The sequence below is a fragment of the Trichocoleus sp. Lan genome, from assembly GCF_039961855.1.
Classification (GTDB): Bacteria; Cyanobacteriota; Cyanobacteriia; order Cyanobacteriales; family FACHB-T130; genus FACHB-T130.
Genome location: NZ_JAMPKA010000056.1, coordinates 1 through 17,619 on the forward strand (window position 1 = coordinate 1; position 17,619 = coordinate 17,619).

The 17,619-nt window shown below is 49.6% G+C and carries 11 protein-coding genes; 7 read left to right on the plus strand and 4 right to left on the minus strand.

From position 1 onward, the window contains the following. Positions 1–213: 213 nt before the first annotated feature. A complete protein-coding gene (locus tag NDA03_RS27200) occupies positions 214–369 on the plus strand; it encodes a hypothetical protein (protein ID WP_190413942.1) in 156 nt (51 codons plus the stop codon). A gap of 169 nt (positions 370–538) precedes the next feature. Here the strand turns inward: NDA03_RS27200 and NDA03_RS27205 are convergent, their stop codons facing one another. Further along, positions 539–958 carry a universal stress protein gene (locus NDA03_RS27205; RefSeq protein ID WP_190413944.1) on the minus strand — a complete coding sequence of 140 codons (420 nt, stop codon included), beginning with the start codon at positions 956–958 and terminating at the stop codon, positions 539–541. Between the two features lie 19 nt (positions 959–977). Beyond that, positions 978–2,285, minus strand: coding sequence for a histidinol dehydrogenase (gene hisD / locus NDA03_RS27210; RefSeq protein ID WP_190413946.1), 1,308 nt, complete (start codon positions 2,283–2,285; stop codon positions 978–980). Between the two features lie 204 nt (positions 2,286–2,489). On the opposite strand from hisD, the gene rpsT reads away from it, so the two are divergent. The 5 genes from rpsT (at position 2,490) to NDA03_RS27235 (ending at position 14,059) form a co-directional block, all read left to right on the plus strand. After that, positions 2,490–2,822, plus strand: a complete 333-nt coding sequence (gene rpsT, locus NDA03_RS27215) for a 30S ribosomal protein S20 (RefSeq protein ID WP_190425173.1) — start codon at positions 2,490–2,492, stop codon at positions 2,820–2,822. Positions 2,823–2,936: 114 nt separating this feature from the next. Next, the gene (locus NDA03_RS27220; RefSeq protein ID WP_348239765.1) at positions 2,937–3,737 is read left to right on the plus strand and encodes a TatD family hydrolase; all 801 of its coding nucleotides are present in this window, start codon (positions 2,937–2,939) and stop codon (positions 3,735–3,737) included. Between the two features lie 735 nt (positions 3,738–4,472). Continuing rightward, positions 4,473–7,790, plus strand: coding sequence for a DNA-directed RNA polymerase subunit beta (gene rpoB, locus NDA03_RS27225; RefSeq protein WP_190413949.1), 3,318 nt, complete (start codon positions 4,473–4,475; stop codon positions 7,788–7,790). 92 nt (positions 7,791–7,882) lie between these two features. Then, the gene (locus tag NDA03_RS27230; RefSeq protein ID WP_190413951.1) at positions 7,883–9,760 is read left to right on the plus strand and encodes a DNA-directed RNA polymerase subunit gamma; all 1,878 of its coding nucleotides are present in this window, start codon (positions 7,883–7,885) and stop codon (positions 9,758–9,760) included. 225 nt (positions 9,761–9,985) lie between these two features. After that, entirely contained in the window at positions 9,986–14,059 is a 4,074-nt protein-coding gene (locus NDA03_RS27235; RefSeq protein WP_348239764.1) for a DNA-directed RNA polymerase subunit beta', read from the plus strand. Between the two features lie 243 nt (positions 14,060–14,302). On the opposite strand, the gene NDA03_RS27240 is transcribed toward NDA03_RS27235, so the two are convergent. Further along, the gene (locus tag NDA03_RS27240; protein WP_190536582.1) at positions 14,303–15,526 is read right to left on the minus strand and encodes an HhoA/HhoB/HtrA family serine endopeptidase; all 1,224 of its coding nucleotides are present in this window, start codon (positions 15,524–15,526) and stop codon (positions 14,303–14,305) included. 270 nt (positions 15,527–15,796) lie between these two features. On the opposite strand from NDA03_RS27240, the gene NDA03_RS27245 reads away from it, so the two are divergent. Beyond that, positions 15,797–16,162 (plus strand): metal-sensitive transcriptional regulator, encoded by a 366-nt coding sequence (locus NDA03_RS27245; RefSeq protein WP_190413957.1) that lies wholly within the window; start codon positions 15,797–15,799, stop codon positions 16,160–16,162. A gap of 85 nt (positions 16,163–16,247) precedes the next feature. Here the strand turns inward: NDA03_RS27245 and NDA03_RS27250 are convergent, their stop codons facing one another. Beyond that, a complete protein-coding gene (locus tag NDA03_RS27250) occupies positions 16,248–16,490 on the minus strand; it encodes a hypothetical protein (protein WP_190413959.1) in 243 nt (80 codons plus the stop codon). Positions 16,491–17,619: the final 1,129 nt, after the last annotated feature.

The window sequence follows — 17,619 nt, forward strand, 5'->3', positions numbered from 1 at the left end:
TTTCGGACAGCGATGTCTTTCCGTTTTATGGAGTGGGTGAACGCTAATCGAGATGTATTCTCAGCCTATAAAGCTGCTTTGGGTTTTATTTGGGCTTGAAATCTGTTTAAGTCCCGCTAGAAAGTATTAGGGGCTAGGAATTATACAAAGTTCCTCTTAGGCTGAAATTAATGCTAAATCCAGCACTCCAAACTAAGTTAAAGAGGCACGTTTATGGACGGTTTTCAGTATGTAATTCCTGGCTTAGAACAGTTCTTCCAATCAGAACCGCAACCAGTTACTTCAAATTCATCGAAGGAAAAAGAAAAGGGTAAGGCTGACATCAAGGATAATTCAGGGTCTCAGAATATAGAATCTGAGCCTGAATAATTCTCTTAATTAGCATTCAATCTATCCAGCAAATGGAATGCGCGGCTAAATAAAAAAAGTCCGCCTGAACGGACTAAGAATAATTAATCATGCTAAAACCTGCGTAGGCAAGTTTTGTCTGTATAGTCGCGAATTCTATCCGCCAGGGCTTCTTTTTTAATTTTTATGCCTACTTCACCACCAGCACGGAACAAGGGGCATCAGCAACAACTTGGCTGCTGACAGAACCCTCTATAATTCGCTTCAAACCCGTTAAACCCCGACTGCCAATCACAATCAAGTCAGCTTGATAAATATTCGCAAGTCGGATTATTTCTTCAGCGGGGTCGCCAGTGACGATTTCTAGTTCGCTGTGGCAGGGTAGAGCAGCCTGATAAGATTCCATCTGCTTTTCAATCTGCCGATAGGGCAGATCCTCCGGACAGGCATGAGGCTTATCAACAGCAATTTCCACCTCAGACCCCGAAGAAGGAATCACATGGGAAAGGATGATTTTGGTCGTTGGCTGTAGTTGGAGTTCTTCCAGGGACTGAATCACTCCCTCCGAAAGCTCTGAACTGTCGAGAGCCACCAGAATAATTTTTAGCACCCCAAAATCTCCTTATTCGTTATTCGTCAGACCTCTTCTCGATTCGCAGCCGCACGGAGTCAGCGTGGGAAGTCAAACCCTCGGCTTGGGCAAGAATCTGGATAGCGTTGCCAAACTTCTGGAGCGCTGTCGGCGAGTACTGTATCAGACTGGAGTGTTTCAGAAACGTTTCAACTCCCAGTGCTGAAGCGTAACGAGCAGCGCCGGAGGTAGGCAGCGTGTGATTCGGCCCTGCCAAGTAGTCTCCCACAGCTTCGGGCGTTGAGGAACCCAAGAAGATAGCACCCGCGTGGCGAATTTTTTCCAGCAGATCCCAAGGTTCTTGGACTTCCAGTTCCAAGTGTTCGGGGGCGAACTCGTTGGAGAGGTCAGCAGCAACCAACAGAGAGTCAACCACCACAATTAAACCGTAATGAGCGATCGCTTTCTCTGTCAGTAGCCGTCGCGGATGATCTTCCAATTGACGTTCTACTTCTAGCTGTACTTTCTTCGCCAACCCAGCTTCTGTTGTCAGGAGAATTGCTGCTGCCATCGGATCGTGTTCCGCTTGCGCCAACATATCTGCCGCCACATAGACGGGATTGGCGTTTTCATCGGCAATAATCAGTACCTCAGAAGGCCCTGCCAGCGAGTCAATCCCCACGGTGCCATATACGAGCTTTTTCGCCAGGGTGACGTAGATATTACCGGGACCAGTGATGACATCTACCTTAGGAATGGTTTCGGTGCCATAAGCCAAAGCCGCGATCGCTTGAGCGCCGCCAATCCGATAAATTTCTTGCACCCCAGCTTCCTGGGCTGCCACTAGCACCGCGGCATTAATCGTTTTTTCTTGCCCTGGTGGCGTCACCATGACAATTCTCGGCACACCCGCTACCTTCGCAGGGATGGCGTTCATTAATACCGTACTTGGATAGGACGCTCGACCGCCAGGAACGTAAAGCCCTGCTCGATCTACCGGCGTGTAACGCTTCCCCAAAACAATCTCATCGTCCCCAAATTGAACCCAAGATTTCGGGACGCGCTGCCGGTGGAATGCTTCTATTTGTTGACGTGCCAGTTGAATCGCGTTGAGTAACTCCTGGGACACCTGTTGATAGGCAGCATCCAGTTCTGAGCCACTAACGCGCAGCTGTTCGGAATTCAAAGTTTGTCGATCGAATTCAGCCGTGTAGTGCAGCAGAGCTTTGTCGCCCTGGCGCTTCACAGCCTGTAAGACTTCCCGAACAGTTGCCTCTTTATGAACAATCTGGTCGTCATGGGTGCGATCGCAGATACGCCGCAGTTCAGTTCTTGCCTCAGATACCTGAGTAATGATTCGCAGCATGGAGTCGGAATCACCATCTAGGAATTACCCGCCTGAGTTCAGGTATATCACTATCCTCATCTCAAGGGATGAGACAGCCTATTCCCTGTACTCGTTTCTATAGCTTAACCTGGATTTTTCAAGGGATCGCTATAATTTATGGAGAGATGGTATATTAATCTATCTAGTTCTGTTTGTTAACTGTACAGAGTTTTCTTCAAGACTGTGGCCAATACTAAGTCAGCCCTAAAGCGAGTCCAAGTAGCCGAACGCAACCGGCTGCGTAACAAGACCTATAAATCAGCCGTAAAAACGCTGATGAAGAGTTATCTTGCAGCCGTCCAAACCCACGCAGCCAACCCCACTGCGGAATCGCTGCAAGAAGTACAGCGGCGGATGTCAGAGGTCTACAGCAAGATTGATAAAGCGGTAAAGCGGGGGGTGTTGCATACCAACAACGGTGCCCGGAAAAAATCCAATCTCGCTAAGGCGCTCAAACGCGCGCAGCCCCAGCCAGAAACTTCAACCCCGGCTTCGTCGGATGCTTCTGCTTCCTAGCTGCTAGCCGCTCGTCAGTAGTCAGCAGTCAGTTGTTTATCGAAAGCGGTGGTAGGTAGAATTCCCACTACCCGTTACCCACTACCCAATGCTTGATGACCAATGACTGAACAGATACAGTTGTTCGATACCCACGTCCATATAAACTTCGATCTCTTCCAGTCCGATCTGGAAGAGATTAAAGCTCGGTGGCGCGAAGCGGGGGTCGTTCGGCTGGTGCATTCGTGCGTGGAACCTACGGAGTTTTCAAGCATTCAATCACTGGCAAACCGATTTCCAGAACTTTACTTCGCCGTGGGGTTACATCCCCTCGATACCGAGAAGTGGGCATCAGAAACTGCCGAACAAATTCGTTCGCTGGCTAGTTCTGACCAGCGAGTGGTAGCAATTGGCGAAATGGGTTTGGATTTTTATAAAGCGGAAGATAGGGAGCGGCAAATAGAAGTATTTGAAGCACAGCTAGCGATCGCGCAGCAACTTGATTTGCCTGTAATTATTCATTGCCGAGATGCTGCTGCGACCATGCACGAACTGTTGCAAGATTTCTGGAAGCGCACGGGTCCTGTGCGGGGCGTCATGCACTGCTGGGGGGGTACTCCGGAAGAAATGCAATGGTTCTTGGATTTGGGTTTCTATATTAGTATCAGCGGCATCGTGACGTTTAAAAACGCCACTCAAGTTCAGGAATCGGCGAGGAGAATCCCCAGCGATCGCCTCCTAATTGAAACCGACTGCCCCTTCCTCGCACCCGTTCCCAAGCGTGGCAAACGTAACGAACCTTCCTACGTCCGATATGTCGCAGAGTGTGTTGCCCATCTGAGGGGGGTCTCTTTAGAGACTCTAGCCACGCAAACCACCCAGAATGCCTGTAATCTGTTTCGACTTTCCGTACCTCAGCCTTGTGCTGCGATTTAGTGCCCAATTGTAAGGGCTTTTATCCATGCCGCGTGCCGCGTACCGTACCCGTTCTGAGTGCTGTAGACACTGGAAAGGCAGGGAGAACCACGACAGAGACATCCATCCCCCGAAGACAATAACTTTTGGTGGAAAATCTCTTTTCTCCCTTCTGGGTTTCATTACCCCAATTTAGAGGTGGGTGTCAACAAAGAAAGTCAATTTGCGACATAATATTTAAAAGACCCTCTATGAACAGAATTCTTGCGAGCAAACTGGGATGGCTGCCTGCTCCACCTAAACAGACTTCATACCCCTGCAATCACTGTCCTTATACCTGGTAAAGAAGCACTAAATATTATCTTTGAGCAAACAAGCCAAAGCGAACTGCTGGTTCGCGTATAAAACCAACGAAAAACAACCCTGAGACGTTTCCTTCCCTGCTAGTGGGGACTAAACGGCTCATTTTGTTCTTGCCAATCGCTTGTCTTTGGGGACGAGTGAGGCATAATTCGCCGCTACTGCTTACTTTGGCACGAATTCCATCCCGCTAGATGGGAAGGATCTAAAGATGAAGGACGAATTCAAAACCATCAACGATGGAGGACGAATCAATTCAGGATTCATCCTTACTAACGGATGACTTTTGAGTTCTAGACGATCGGGTTGATTGGGAAGTCGGGTCTCCCCACTGGCATTCTTCTTAAACCCCCCTTACGACAGGTAATTCCTGAATTCTTTTGCAAGAGGAAAAGCATGACTAATCAGACCTCCACTCCAGTTGCTTACATGTTGCCAGACCTGGTAGAAATTCAGCGAGCCAGCTTCCGCTGGTTCCTGGAAGAAGGTCTGATTGAGGAACTTAACAGCTTTTCGCCGATTACCGATTACACCGGCAAGCTGGAGTTGCACTTCTTGGGCAAAGACTACAAACTCAAGCGACCCAAGTACGATGTAGATGAAGCCAAGCGTCGGGATGCAAGCTATGCCGTACAAATGTACGTTCCGACGCGGCTCATTAATAAAGAAGACGGCACGATTAAAGAGCAAGAAGTCTTCATCGGCGATTTGCCCCTAATGACCGACCGAGGCACATTTATTATTAATGGTGCCGAGCGGGTGATCGTTAACCAAATCGTGCGAAGCCCCGGAGTTTATTACAAATCGGAAACCGACAAAAACGGACGCCGTACCTACTCAGCTTCTCTTATTCCCAACCGGGGCGCGTGGCTGAAGTTTGAAACCGATAAAAACGACTTAGTGTGGGTACGAATCGATAAGACGCGCAAACTGTCGGCACAGGTATTACTCAAGAGCTTGGGGCTTTCCGACTCTGAGATTTTTGATGCGTTGCGTCATCCAGAATATTTCCAGAAGACCATTGAGAAAGAAGGGCAGTTTTCCGAAGAAGAAGCGCTCATGGAGCTATATCGGAAACTACGACCCGGTGAACCACCAACGGTTTCTGGCGGACAGCAGTTGTTGGAATCGCGCTTCTTCGATCCGAAGCGTTACGACCTGGGTCGCGTTGGTCGCTATAAGCTGAACAAGAAGCTGCGGCTCTCCGTGCCGGATACAGTGCGCGTGCTGACCCCAACCGATATTCTGGCAGCGGTAGACTACTTGATCAACTTGGAATATGACATCGGGATTACCGATGATATCGACCACTTGGGGAACCGAAGAGTGCGCTCAGTAGGCGAACTATTGCAAAACCAAGTGCGCGTCGGCTTGAACCGCTTAGAGCGGATTATCCGGGAGCGGATGACCGTTTCGGATGCCGAAACCCTAACACCCGCTTCTTTGGTAAACCCGAAGCCTTTGGTAGCGGCGATTAAGGAGTTTTTCGGCTCCTCCCAGTTGTCCCAGTTTATGGATCAGACAAATCCCTTAGCGGAATTGACTCACAAGCGGCGACTCTCAGCGTTAGGTCCGGGAGGACTAACGCGGGAACGCGCAGGGTTCGCCGTGCGGGATATTCATCCGAGCCACTACGGGCGGATTTGCCCGATTGAGACGCCAGAAGGACCGAACGCTGGATTGATCGGCTCTTTGGCAACTCATGCGCGGGTGAATGCCTATGGATTTGTAGAGACGCCGTTCTGGAAGGTAGAAAACGGACGGGTACTCAAGGAACAAGCGCCGGTATATATGACGGCAGATGAAGAAGACGATCTGCAAGTCGCGCCAGGGGACATCCCGATGGATGTGGATGGATGGATCTTGGGAGAATCGGTAGCGGTGAGATATCGCCAAGATTTCACCACCACGACACCCGACATGGTGGATTATGTAGCGGTGTCGCCGGTGCAGATTATTTCGGTTGCCACATCGTTGATTCCCTTTTTGGAACACGACGATGCCAACCGAGCGTTGATGGGATCGAACATGCAGCGGCAGGCAGTGCCGTTATTGAAGCCAGAGCGACCCCTAGTCGGGACTGGCTTGGAAGCCCAGGCGGCGCGGGACTCCGGGATGGTCGTGGTTGCCAAATACGACGGGGAAGTCACCTTTGTGGATGCGACGCGGATCGCAGTGCGGAGTTTCGACGAAACCGGGGAACCCAACGGACCGCAGATCGAGTATGAGTTGCAGAAGTATCAGCGCTCAAACCAAGATACCTGCTTGAATCAGCGACCCTTAGTGTATGAAGGCGATCGCATCGTTGCCGGACAGGTACTTGCCGACGGTTCTGCTACCGAAGGGGGCGAACTGGCTTTGGGGCAGAATATCCTGGTAGCGTATATGCCTTGGGAAGGCTACAACTACGAGGACGCGATCTTAATCAGCGAACGGCTGGTTTACGACGATGTCTACACCAGCATCCACATTGAAAAGTACGAAATCGAGGCGCGGCAAACCAAGCTAGGACCCGAAGAAATTACGCGGGAAATCCCTAACGTCGGGGAAGATAGCTTGCGAAGCCTGGATGAAACCGGGATTATCCGAATTGGAGCCTGGGTAGAAGCTGGGGACATTCTGGTAGGAAAGGTGACGCCCAAAGGGGAATCCGACCAGCCACCGGAAGAGAAACTGCTGCGGGCAATTTTCGGTGAAAAGGCGCGGGATGTACGCGACAACTCCCTGCGAGTGCCCAACGGAGAGAAAGGGCGCGTGGTAGACGTGCGCGTCTTCACCCGCGAACAGGGCGACGAACTGCCCCCCGGAGCGAACATGGTGGTGCGTGTCTACGTCGCGCAGAAGCGCAAAATCCAAGTGGGCGACAAGATGGCGGGACGGCACGGTAATAAGGGAATTATTTCCCGGATATTACCCGCCGAAGATATGCCCTACCTGCCAGATGGAACCCCCGTGGACATCGTGCTCAATCCACTCGGAGTGCCCTCACGGATGAATGTGGGGCAGGTGTTTGAGTGCTTGCTGGGATGGGCTGGTGAGAACTTAAATGTCCGCTTCAAAGTGATTCCCTTTGATGAAATGCACGGAGCGGAAAAAAGCCGCGAGTCGGTGCATGGAAAGTTGGAGGAGGCGAGGAAGAAGACCGGGAAGAACTGGCTGTTTAACCCTGATGAAGCCGGAAAGCTCCGAGTCTTTGATGGGCGTACTGGGGAAGCCTTTGACCGTCCGATTACCGTGGGCAAGGCGTATATGCTGAAGCTAGTACACCTGGTAGACGACAAGATCCACGCCCGTTCTACGGGACCCTACTCTTTGGTGACGCAGCAACCCTTGGGAGGCAAAGCGCAGCAGGGCGGACAGCGATTTGGCGAAATGGAAGTGTGGGCGCTGGAAGCTTTTGGCGCTGCCTACATTTTGCAGGAGTTGCTGACGGTGAAATCCGACGATATGCAGGGGCGAAACGAAGCGCTGAATGCGATCGTCAAAGGCAAGGCGATTCCGCGACCGGGAACACCAGAATCGTTCAAGGTGTTGATGCGAGAACTGCAATCTCTATGTTTAGATATTGCCGTCCATAAGGTGGAGACGACCGAGGACGGAACCACGGGACACGTAGAGGTTGACTTGATGGCGGATGTGTCAAATCGCCGGACGCCGACGCGACCCACCTATGAATCTCTCAGCCGCGAGGAACTGGAAGAAGACGAAGTTTAATCAATGAAAAATGGAAAATTAAAAATTAAAAATTAGGAATTCTTTAATTTTTAATTTTTCATTTTTAATTTTTAATTGGAGCGCAGCGACAGATGAGACATCAGCTAGAACAGCGGTTTGACTACGTCAAAATTGCTCTGGCATCGCCAAAGCGAATTCAGGATTGGGGGCAAAGAAACCTGCCCAATGGTCAAGTGGTGGGTGAGGTTACGAAACCCGAAACGATTAATTACCGGACGCTCAAACCAGAAATGGATGGCCTTTTCTGCGAGCGCATTTTTGGTCCCGCAAAAGATTGGGAATGCCACTGCGGCAAGTACAAGCGGGTGCGCCACAGAGGTATTGTCTGCGAACGCTGCGGCGTAGAAGTGACAGAATCGCGGGTGCGTCGTCACCGTATGGGCTACATTAAGCTAGCGGCACCTGTGGCTCACGTTTGGTATCTCAAGGGCATTCCCAGCTATATGTCGATTCTGCTGGATATGCCCCTGCGGGATGTGGAGCAGATTGTCTATTTCAATGCCTATGTGGTACTCAGTCCTGGCAACGCGGAGAATCTCAGTTACAAGCAGTTGCTGACGGAAGATCAGTGGCTGGAAATTGAGGAGCAGCTCTATAGCGAAGATTCTACCCTGCAAGGTGTCGAGGTGGGAATTGGTGCTGAGGCGCTGCAACGTCTCTTGCAGGACATTAACTTGGAAGCAGAGGCTGAGTCGCAACGAGAGGAAATTGCCAATGCGAAGGGTCAGAAGCGGGCGAAACTGATTAAGCGCCTGAGAGTGATTGACAACTTCATCGCGACTGGTTCTAAGCCAGAGTGGATGGTGCTGTCGGTGATTCCGGTAATTCCGCCAGATTTGCGTCCAATGGTGCAGCTGGATGGCGGCAGATTTGCCACTTCTGACTTGAATGACTTGTATCGTCGGGTAATTAACCGCAACAACCGCTTAGCACGGCTCCAAGAAATCTTGGCACCGGAAATCATTGTTCGCAACGAGAAGCGGATGTTGCAAGAAGCTGTGGATGCGCTTATCGATAATGGTCGTCGGGGACGGACGGTAGTAGGAGCCAATAATCGACCCCTGAAATCTCTGTCAGACATTATTGAAGGTAAGCAGGGACGCTTCCGGCAAAACCTGTTGGGTAAGCGAGTAGACTACTCCGGACGTTCTGTAATTGTGGTGGGACCAAAGCTAAAAATCCACCAATGCGGCTTGCCACGAGAAATGGCAATTGAGTTATTCCAACCGTTTGTAATTCACCGGCTGATTCGCGGCGGACTGGTCAATAATATCAAGGCAGCCAAGAAGCTGATTCAGCGCGGGGATGCCTCTGTGTGGGACGTGCTAGAGGAAGTAATTGCCGGACACCCGGTGATGCTAAACCGGGCACCAACGCTGCACCGTCTAGGGATTCAAGCGTTTGAGCCAATTCTGGTAGAAGGTCGAGCAATTCAGCTGCACCCACTGGTATGTCCGGCGTTCAACGCGGACTTCGATGGCGACCAGATGGCGGTTCACGTACCGCTTTCTTTGGAGGCTCAGGCAGAAGCGCGGTTACTGATGCTGGCTTCTAATAACATTCTCTCTCCAGCGACGGGCCGACCCATTGTAACGCCTAGCCAAGACATGGTATTAGGCTGCTATTACCTAACGGCAGAAAACCCAGCAGCGACCAAGGGTGCTGGAGGTTATTTCGCCAGCTTGGATGATGCGCTCTTAGCCTATGAGCAGTCTGCGGTAGATTTACACGCCTACATCTGGGTGCGCTTTGACGGGGTAGTAGAGAATGATAAACCGGATGCGGAGCCGGAAAAGGTGGAAACCTTAGCTGATGGCACCGTCTGGACAACCTACAACTTCCGTCGAGTGCGGCAAGACAAGGAAGGAAACGTCTTGACCCAATACATTCGGACGACGCCCGGTCGAATTATCTACAATAAGACGATTCAAGAGGCATTGGCAATATAAATCAGTGTTGAGGACGGAGTGATTGAGGATCGGGCAAAGAGTTTTGACTTTCTTCCTCACTCACGTCCTCGCTCCGGTGTTTTGTGTTCGCTTGTTCTGTGTTCGCTCAGTCCGCGAGTTGAATGGCCCTACGCGAATACGCCTCATCGCTCAGTCTTCTTTAAATACTCGTTTTGCGAGTAGAGCGCCGCTACGCTAACAGTCCTTATACCTCAGTCCTAACTTATGGCAGAGCAACCAGAAATCAAAAATATTTTTCATAATCGGATGGTGGACAAAGGGCAACTGAAGAAACTGGTTGCCTGGGCATTTACGCATTTCGGTAGTGCCCGCACCTCCCAAATGGCAGATCGCCTGAAAGATTTGGGCTTCCACTACGCGACTAAAGCGGGTGTCTCGATTAGTGTGGATGACTTGCAGGTGCCGGATTCTAAGCGGCAGTTGCTGGACGCTGCCGAAACTGAAATTCGCTCTACAGAAGCACGCTACACGCGGGGCGAAATCACCGAGGTGGAGCGCTTCCAAAAGGTTATCGATACCTGGAATAGTACCAGCGAAGCCCTAAAGGATGAGGTGGTTCGCAACTTTAGACAAAAAAATCCCCTGAATTCGGTCTATATGATGGCGTTTTCTGGGGCGCGGGGAAATATTTCTCAGGTGCGTCAGCTGGTGGGAATGCGTGGATTGATGGCAAACCCCCAGGGAGAGATTATTGGTCTGCCAATTAAGACGAATTTTCGGGAAGGTTTGACCGTCACGGAATATATTATCTCGTCTTATGGGGCACGGAAGGGATTGGTAGATACCGCTCTACGTACAGCGGATTCCGGCTATCTTACCCGCCGCCTGGTGGATGTGTCTCAGGATGTAATTGTTCGGGAAGTGGACTGCGGCACCCAGCGAGGGATTCGCTTACGCAGCATGACTTCGGACGATCGGGTGCTGATTCCTTTGTCCGATCGCCTGCTGGGTCGCGTTTTAGTAGAAGATGCGGTTCATCCCACCACGGGGGAAGTGGTCATGCCCCGCAATCAGCCGATGTCAGAAGAAATGGGGCTGAACATTGTTAAGGCTGGGATAGAAGAAGTTTTCGTGCGATCGCCCCTGACCTGCGAAGCCGCCCGTTCCGTGTGTCAACATTGTTACGGCTGGAGCCTCGCCCACGGGCATCTCGTGGATCTGGGGGAAGCGGTGGGAATTATTGCCGCTCAGTCGATTGGCGAACCAGGCACCCAGCTCACCATGCGGACGTTCCACACTGGCGGCGTCTTCACTGGCGAAGTGGCGCGACAAGTCCGTGCGCCGATGACCGCTAAAGTGCGCTTCAGCCGAGGGATGCGGACGCGGGGACTGCGGACGCGGCACGGGGAAGATGCCTTGCTGGTGGAATCGACCAATGCGGAATTGATTCTCGATCCGGTAGACAGCACTCAGGAGCAAATCTCGATTCCGCTCACTCAAAATTCCACCCTGTACTGTGTCAATGGCAGCACAGTAACGGCAGAACAGCTATTGGGTGAAGTTGCGATCGCTTCTTCCACTCGCGCCCATACAGAAAAAGCCGCCAAAGACGTTACCACTGACCTGGCAGGCGAAGTGAAGTTTGAAGGTCTGCTTCCAGAAGAAAAAACCGACCGCCAGGGGAACACCACCCGGATTGCGGCGCGGGGTGGTTTGTTGTGGATTTTGTCTGGAGAAGTTTACAACCTACCTCCAGGTGCCGAAGCCGTCGTGCAGAACGGTAAAGTGGTGGATCGCAACGACGTACTCGCAGAAACCAAGTTGGTGAGCGAGCATGGTGGTGTCGTCCGGCTAAAAGCTGATGACGCTGGTTCGCGGGGACGAGAAATTGAAATCATCACCGCTAGCGTGCTGCTAGACCAAGCACGGGTGCGAATGGAAGCAACTCAAGGTCGCGACCATTATGTAATTTATACCGCCGACAATCAGCGCTTTTCTCTAAAGGCCACCCCAGGAACAAAAGTACAAAACCACCAGGTAGTAGCCGACTTAATTGACGATCGCTATAACACCCAGACCGGGGGAATTATTAAATACGCCGGTGTGGAAGTTGCCAAAAAAGCCAAGGCAAAACAAGGATACGAAGTCATCAAAGGCGGCACCTTGCTGTGGATTCCAGAAGAATCCCATGAAGTGAACAAGGATATCTCCCTCCTGCAAGTCGAAGACGGTCAATACGTAGAAGCCATGACAGAGGTCGTCAAAGATATCTTCTGTCAAACAGCTGGGATAGTAGAAGTAACTCAGAAAAACGATATCCTACGGGAAATCGTGATTAAGCCCGGTGAACTACATTTGGTCGATGATCCAGAAGCAGTGATGGGAACAGATGGATCGCTGTTCTATCCCGGACAGGAAGTTATGCCAGGGCTGACGGTTAGCGAGTTGCGCTATACCGAATTTGTGGAAACCCCTGAAGGCCCTGCATTGTTGCTGCGTCCGGTGACTGAGTTTCACGTTCCCGATGAGCCGAGCGTACCGTCTCAAGCTTCTATTTCTGGCAGGGGACGTTACAAGATTGAGCTGCGGGCAGTTCAGCGGCTTCCTTATAAAGATGGGGAACGGGTGAAGTCCATCGGAGGGCTGGAACTGCTGCGGACGCAGTTGGTTCTGGAAATTGGCTATGGAACTGAAAGTGAGAGCAGTTCTGAGAGCATCGGTGCTTTGGAACTACTAGCGGCGGATATTGAGTTGCTGCCAATTGAAGGAAAGGGAGTTGAAGCAAAAGGCAAGGACGACGAAGAAAGCTCCGCGCTTTCAACCGTAAGTTCTGAACTTTCGCCTCGGACTTCAGAAATGCGTTTACAGCTCTTGGTTTCGGAATCTCTGGTGATTCGTCGGGATACAGCGGCAGATCCACTTTCTGGCAGTACCCATACACGGATTATGGTGACTGACGGTCAGCAGATCGAGCCAGGAGCCGTTGTGGCTCGCACGGAAATTCAGTGCAAGGATGCCGGAGAAGTCCGGGGGATTCGCGCTGGAGAAGCCTCGATTCGCCGGGTGCTGCTGGTTCGGGATACCGACCGGATAAGTATTGATACGAAAGGCGCTAAACCCACCGTAAAAGTGGGAGCGCTGTTAGTAGCAGGGACTGAGATCGCCTCTGGCGTACTTGCCCCAGAGTCGGGTCAAATTTCCGCCATCTTGGAGGATTCGATCCAGATGCGTCTGGCTCGTCCTTATCGCGTGTCTTCCGGAGCCGTCTTGCATATCGATGATGGAGACTTGGTGCAGCGGGGTGACAACCTAGTGCTGCTAGTCTTTGAGCGGGCGAAAACTGGGGATATCATCCAAGGGTTGCCACGTATTGAAGAACTGCTGGAGGCCCGGAAGCCAAAAGAAGCGTGTATTTTGGCACGGCGTTCGGGAACGGCTCAGGTCGTTTACGGACCTCAGCAGGACGCAGAGGAGATTAAAGTCATTGAATCGGACGGCGTCGTGGCTGACTATCCCCTTGGCCCCGGACAGAACGTCATTGTGGGAGATGACATGGTTGTAGAGACTGCGGAGGCGCTAACCGATGGTCCTGCCAACCCCCATGAAATTCTAGAGATTTTCTTTGAGCATTACCGGGAAACGATGGGAGTCTACGAAGCGGCGCTGATGGCGTTGCAGAAGGTTCAGACTTTCCTGGTGAATGAAGTGCAGTCGGTTTATCAATCTCAGGGGATTGATATTTCTGATAAGCATATTGAGGTGATTGTGCGCCAGATGACCTCGAAAGTCCGGGTGGATGATGGTGGCGACACCACGATGCTGCCGGGAGAGTTGGTGGAACTGCGGCAGATTGAGCAAGTGAATGAAGCGATGGCAATTACTGGCGGGGCACCGGCGCAATATACGCCGATGTTGCTGGGGATTACCAAGGCATCGCTGAATACAGATAGCTTTATTTCTGCGGCATCTTTCCAGGAAACGACGCGGGTTCTCACCGAAGCAGCAATTGAAGGCAAATCTGACTGGCTGCGCGGTCTGAAGGAGAATGTGATCATTGGGCGACTGATTCCGGCAGGAACTGGGTTCAATGCCTATGAGGACAGCATCACCTCAGATGTTGATATGTCAGCATCTGGCTTCGGTTCCGGACTGGATGTTGAGGAGGACGCGCTGGACGTGGTGCTGGATGACCGAACAGCTCGTGCTTACAGCCCAGGTCTTGGATTTGAAGAACGGCCTACTTATGGAATGGGCGGCGCTATCTCTCCAGTTCTTGATGATGACGACGACCTCATTGACGATGTTGAGGATGACGACGACTTTGAGGACGACGACTAGAGAGTAATGAGTACCGAGAACTGAAGAGAGAGTAGAAAGAGGAGATAAAAAGTAGTAAACGCGGTGTGCAACTTTCTGTATTTCTCCCCCTTAAAAAGGGGGTTAAGAAAGTTAAGAAAAAGTTGCAGACGGACGTTAGAAAAGGAATAGAGAATATTCTCTTCTCTATTCCTTTTTACTTTTAATTCACTCAATCCTCAGGTCTCAAGCACTCAGTCCTCACCTCTCAGCCCTCAGCACTAATTAAGACTGTTCTTGCAATTCACCAGCGCGGACGCTAATGGATGTCGCTTGGCTAGCGCGCTGCACCTTCATCTGTATAACCTGACCGACACGGCTATTCTCGACAATTCTCTGCAACTCGGCGGCAGTCTTCACGGGTTGCCCATCAATCTCCAAAATCACATCCCCCCGGCGCATTCCACTTTTGGCAGCTGGGGTATTTGGCAACACTCGCACGACTAGGACGCCGTTGATTTCTGGCACCTGTAGGGGAGCATTGGGGTCGCTGTTGTTTTCAGCCGCTACTTGGGGCGTTAGAGTTGCCATTTGAACGCCGAGATAGGGATGAGCGACTCTTTCTCCACGCGCCAGCTGAACAGAAATTGTTTTGGCTTGATTAATCGGAATTGCAAAGCCTATCCCCATTGCGTCAGCACGAATCGCCGTGTTGATTCCAATTACTTCACCCTGTTGATTTAAGAGTGGCCCACCGGAGTTACCTGGATTAATGGCTGCATCGGTTTGAATGAAATCCAATCGCTTGTCAGGAATCCCCACAGCGGCACTGGAGCGTTTAAGGGTACTGATAATTCCCAAGGTGACGGTGTTATCCAATCCTAGTGGATTGCCGACTGCGATCGCCCAGTCACCCACTTGCACTTCGTTAGAATCTCCAAGAGGTGCCACGGGCAAGTCGCTACCTCCATCGATTTTGACCACCGCCAAATCCGTTACCGGATCGGCACCTTGTACCTTCCCCTCTATTGTGCGTCCATCCTTAAGGGTGACAGTCACCTTATCCGCCTGATTGACCACATGGGAATTTGTCAAAATAATCCCACTCTTGTCAATAATGAAACCAGAGCCTTGACCGCGTAGGCGCTCTTGCATCGGCCCTCTGGGCAACTCTTCACCAAAAAAACGCCGGAAGAAGGGGTCGTCAAACAACGGATCGATGTTACGGTTGACTGTGCGCTCGGTATCAATTCTGACGACTGCCGCTCCTACCCGATTCACCGCTGCGGTGACAAAACTGCCAGTTGCAGCAGTATTGGGAATTCTAGAAATACTGCTTTGCGCTACCAGCTCTGATGCCCCTGGAGTAAGTGCAACTTCTTTGGGAGCAGGGCCAGCCTGAGACGGCAAGACACGATAAGCGCCAAACGCCAAAATGCCTCCTAGAAAGGTGGCAATTACATAGGTACTGACTTGACGCAGAAACCGAAAAAACTTTGGAAATGGCATAGCATCAATTTTCTAGCTTTGTGATGATCTATCTGGTAACAAAAATATCCCTATAGTTATTTTTACAGGTGAAACGACTGAACTTAGGCTCAAGCACTGATGCGGTTTTCCCTACATCTCAAATTTCTATAAACATAAAGACGCATTCTTTGAGGCGACACATTAGCGTAGGGGCACGAAGTGGAGTGTAGTACAATTTTTCATCTCTAGAAGAGCAGATACTTAAATAGGCTACGATGTGGAATACAAATGCTGCCTTATTGACTCTCCATGATTGGATCGAATCCGCTAACTGACGAAACCTTGCCCGTCCACGGTCGTTCACATACCCACGAGCATGGGGATGAAGAGTCTCCCCATCATCATGTCCACAGCGAAGAATCACTGCGGCGGGTTGTTAATCGCTTGTCTCGGATTGAAGGACACGTCCGAGGCATCAAAAATATGGTGCAGGAAAGCGAATCCTGCCCCAAAGTTCTCGTGCAGATTGCTGCTGTGCGGGGTGCCCTAGATCGGGTGGCGCGGATAATTTTGGATGAACATTTAACTGAGTGTATTGCCCGCGCAGCTGAAGAAGGCAATATTGAAGTTGAAATTGAAAAGCTAAAAGAAGCTTTGGATCGATTTTTGCCTTAGTTTAGTTAGATTACAAAACTGGCTTCCCTTTGCGTGGAAGCCAGAAAAAAACATTGGTATCGAAGACAACGATATAGCTAGGGATTTACTTATGCTTGTGCAGCAACTTATCAACAAGCACCTCTTGGTCGTCTTCACTCAAGCTGTCCCAATCCAGCCCCCGTTCAGCACTCAAGACGCGCATCTGCTGCTCTTTCTCTGTTAACCTATCTGTGCCATTCATCTTTCTTTCCGAGGCGAGGGTGTCCAAGAGTATGGATTTATCCTCCTGTGGCAGTTGTTTAACTAAGTCAATTACCTGCCTAATTGTCAATTCTATCTTTGGCATGATTATTCCCTCGGTAGTTTATGAAATTGATATCTGAAACCACAGCGACAATCATGACGGGGTGGCAGTTGTGGCTGAAATGAAGAAGCGAACATCTACGACACGTCGGGAAGAGCTGATTTGAGATTTTTGCTCAAGAGACGCGAAGACATAAAGGCAACTACTATGAAAAGTTCGCAAATTCTTTCAGCTCAACTATTTGTGAGAGTACCACAAGTAAGAAGCTAGCCGCTGTCTCATCCCTTTGGAAAAGGACTAGCGCTCCTTCAATTTTTCTTCTCTCAAGTGCTTGTAAATGCTGATGTCTCAAATTTTCAGAATTCAATGTTTTTGGAGGTATTTTTTAGCATAGATAGAAGTACAAATTTCCCATTTTTACAACTTTTAATTTTTTTAAAGCTATTTTAATGAAGATCCTTTAGATAATATATTTTTATCGTTTATTTTACTAAATGTAAAAAAGCGAGTTTGAGTTTTTTTGACAATAAAAGCCATACAATTCTAAACATTGTCTGCGTTTTGATTCACCTCCTAAGTTGCTTACACATGGAAAATGTTTAGCTATGCGATAGATTGGCAATTGGCTTTAAACGTAAACCTTTATTTATCACAATATTGTATAAAACTGTGCTTAAATCAGCTTTTACAGGTTGTCGAGTCTACGGGGATCGATTTAAAATGAATTAAACATGATTATAAACTATCAGCATTCGTTAACATAGACTGCTTTTTTAATTTGTTTAAATTAATAGAACCAACGATTGGTATTAGTAACAACTAAAAATAAAATATATTTTTATATGAATATATTTTGATAAAGTTAAAAAATAGAATAATTACTTTGTTTTTTGCTTAAAAAATTTAGCAAAAAATCAACCTTAAAAATAACAATAATCAGTGAATAAAACAATAACATTTAAATATATACCAAAATATCTTGATTATGTGAATTCACTGAGATAGGAATAGTTAGTATTTTTTGTCATAGTATTGACTTTTATTAGCCTAATATTTATCCCTCTTCTGTCACTTTCCGAGTATTCTGAATAAAAGGATTAAAAGAAAAAACTCTGGAAGGTAAGTAGGGCAATGGATGTAGAATTACAAATTCTGAAACATTTAGCAAGAG

Bases quoted from the DNA above. Each gene is read 5' to 3' on its own strand.
- NDA03_RS27250 (WP_190413959.1), bottom strand. From the start codon at position 16,490: ATGCCAAAGATAGAATTGACAATTAGGCAGGTAATTGACTTAGTTAAA.
- NDA03_RS27235 (WP_348239764.1), top strand. From the start codon at position 9,986: ATGGCAGAGCAACCAGAAATCAAAAATATTTTTCATAATCGGATGGTG.
- hisD (WP_190413946.1), bottom strand. From the start codon at position 2,285: ATGCTGCGAATCATTACTCAGGTATCTGAGGCAAGAACTGAACTGCGG.
- NDA03_RS27240 (WP_190536582.1), bottom strand. From the start codon at position 15,526: ATGCCATTTCCAAAGTTTTTTCGGTTTCTGCGTCAAGTCAGTACCTAT.
- NDA03_RS27200 (WP_190413942.1), top strand. From the start codon at position 214: ATGGACGGTTTTCAGTATGTAATTCCTGGCTTAGAACAGTTCTTCCAA.
- NDA03_RS27245 (WP_190413957.1), top strand. From the start codon at position 15,797: ATGATTGGATCGAATCCGCTAACTGACGAAACCTTGCCCGTCCACGGT.
- NDA03_RS27230 (WP_190413951.1), top strand. From the start codon at position 7,883: ATGAGACATCAGCTAGAACAGCGGTTTGACTACGTCAAAATTGCTCTG.
- rpoB (WP_190413949.1), top strand. From the start codon at position 4,473: ATGACTAATCAGACCTCCACTCCAGTTGCTTACATGTTGCCAGACCTG.